Raw genomic sequence first — 1,682 nt, 5'->3', positions numbered from 1 at the left:
ACTGCGCGGAGCCCAGGCCCGTCGCCCGCTTCTGGTGCGAGGCGCTGGGGTACCCCCCCCCCCCCCCCCCCCCCCCCCCCCCCCCCCCCCCCCCCCCCCCCCCCCCCCCCCCCCACGCCCTGGAACGGCGCAACCAGATGCTGCGCGAGCTCAACACCAGGCCGCCCGCGAAGGGGCGTCCGGCCCACTCGGCCCTCACCCTGCCCGAGCCGCGACAAAGCACGGGCGCATGAGGGGAGGCGTGATTAGGGTGGCCCGATGACGTCGATCAAGCAGTTCCAGGTGACCTTCGACTGCGCGGAGCCCAGGCCCGTCGCCCGCTTCTGGTGCGAGGCGCTGGGGTATGTCGTACCGCCGCCACCGGAGGGGTTCACCACCTGGGACGACTACGACGATTCGCTGTCGCCCGAGCACCGGGGTGCGGGGGTCTGTGTCGACCCCTCGGGGGTGGGCCCGCGACTGTTCTTCCAGCGCGTCCCCGAGGGCAAGGTCGTCAAGAACCGGGTGCACCTCGATGTGCGGGTCGGCACCGGGCTCGTGGGGGAGGAGCGGGTCGCCGCGCTGGAGGCGGAGTGCGAACGACTGCTCGCGTTCGGCGCGAAGCGTGTGCGGCTGCTGGTCGCCGACACGGACTATGAGTCGTGCCTTCTGATGGAGGACGTCGAGGGCAACGAATTCTGTCTCGACTGACGGCGTCAGGACGTGCGGTGCGAGCGGCTCAGCACGAGGGTCCCGCCGGACCCCATGGTCCAGGTGCTGACGGTGGTTCCCGTCGGGCAGCAGGTGGAGTCGATGTCCCGGTACCACTGCTCGGTCACCGTCACCCCTGCCGATGTCACCTTCGTGGTGTCCATCAGAGGGGGGTGCACTCCGCGGGATTCGTGCCGGGGGAGCAGCGTGCCCAGGGCGTGCAGCTGTCCGTCTCTGGCCGTGATGACGATGACGGCGAACGCCAGTTGCCCGGCCGCGGTGCCGCCGCGGTTGTCACAGTTGACGTCCAGCGCGGCTTCCACCCGGCCGTCCCCCGTGATGTCTCCGTAGACGGGCTTGGGCAGGTAGGCGACGCGCACCTTGTTCCAGGTGCGCGAGGTGGCCTCGGCCTCGCCGCCGGAGAGGGTGACGGTGCCGGGGATCTGGCAGAAGTCGCCCGGGAGCGTCGCCCGCTCCCAGTCGACGTCCCGCAGGTCCGGCGGTGCGTCGCCGAGCGAGACGGCGGCGTGCGAGGCCGGGCCCGGGGSSGGGGCCGGAGCGGAGGCACGGGGGGCGGACGAGGCGGGCTGGATCTGCGGGCCCTGGTCGGGTGTCGAGCACCCCGAGGCAGCCGTCCCGGCGATGAGGACCAGTAACAGGGCCGCGGGCACGGCCGGTCGGGGACGTCGTGCGTTCATCCGGTTCCTCCGTCGGTCGGCTTCCGTGCGGCACAGGGCGGGCTGTAGGGGCGGTCCGGCAGGTACTGCGTCCACTGCTCCCGCGTGATCGGCTCCGACTGGGCGCACAGCCGCTGCTGCGTGGTCAGCGGCTGTACTTCCCACAGCTGCGTCGTCGTGGAGCTCGACACGGCCAGGGTGTGACCATCGGGGCTGAAGGCCATCCCGTCGGTGCCCGACCCGATGCCGAGCAGCGCGGACTCCCGCAGGTCCGCGGGCTGGGACACGTCCCAGATGCGCACCGCGCCACCCCCG

Annotated in this window: 3 protein-coding genes and 1 pseudogene; 2 read left to right on the top strand and 2 right to left on the bottom strand. The window is 72.6% G+C overall.

Annotated elements, in window-relative coordinates:
- Positions 1-101 precede the first annotated feature (101 nt).
- Positions 102-233, top strand: a pseudogene (locus AB8Z36_RS42405) (FAD-dependent oxidoreductase); the annotation flags it as partial.
- A gap of 25 nt (positions 234-258) precedes the next feature.
- Positions 259-690 carry a VOC family protein gene (locus AB8Z36_RS39360; RefSeq protein WP_369218161.1) on the top strand — a complete coding sequence of 144 codons (432 nt, stop codon included), beginning with the start codon at positions 259-261 and terminating at the stop codon, positions 688-690.
- Between the two features lie 5 nt (positions 691-695).
- Here the strand turns inward: AB8Z36_RS39360 and AB8Z36_RS39355 are convergent, their stop codons facing one another.
- Positions 696-1,388 carry a hypothetical protein gene (locus tag AB8Z36_RS39355; protein ID WP_369218160.1) on the bottom strand — a complete coding sequence of 231 codons (693 nt, stop codon included), beginning with the start codon at positions 1,386-1,388 and terminating at the stop codon, positions 696-698.
- Positions 1,385-1,682, bottom strand: a 298-nt coding sequence (locus AB8Z36_RS39350; RefSeq protein ID WP_369218159.1) for a hypothetical protein, incomplete at its 5' end; no start/stop codon positions are given. The genes AB8Z36_RS39350 and AB8Z36_RS39355, both read right to left, overlap by 4 nt.

Source organism: Streptomyces flavofungini (assembly GCF_041028215.1).
GTDB classification, from domain to species: domain Bacteria; phylum Actinomycetota; class Actinomycetes; order Streptomycetales; family Streptomycetaceae; genus Streptomyces; species Streptomyces flavofungini_B.
Note: the sequence above shows the minus strand (reverse complement) of the source record. Positions and strands in the feature narration are given on the sequence as shown.

What these genes read in the sequence shown, in the direction of transcription:
- AB8Z36_RS39360 (WP_369218161.1), top strand. Translation starts at nt 259, where the DNA reads ATGACGTCGATCAAGCAGTTCCAGGTGACCTTCGACTGCGCGGAGCCC.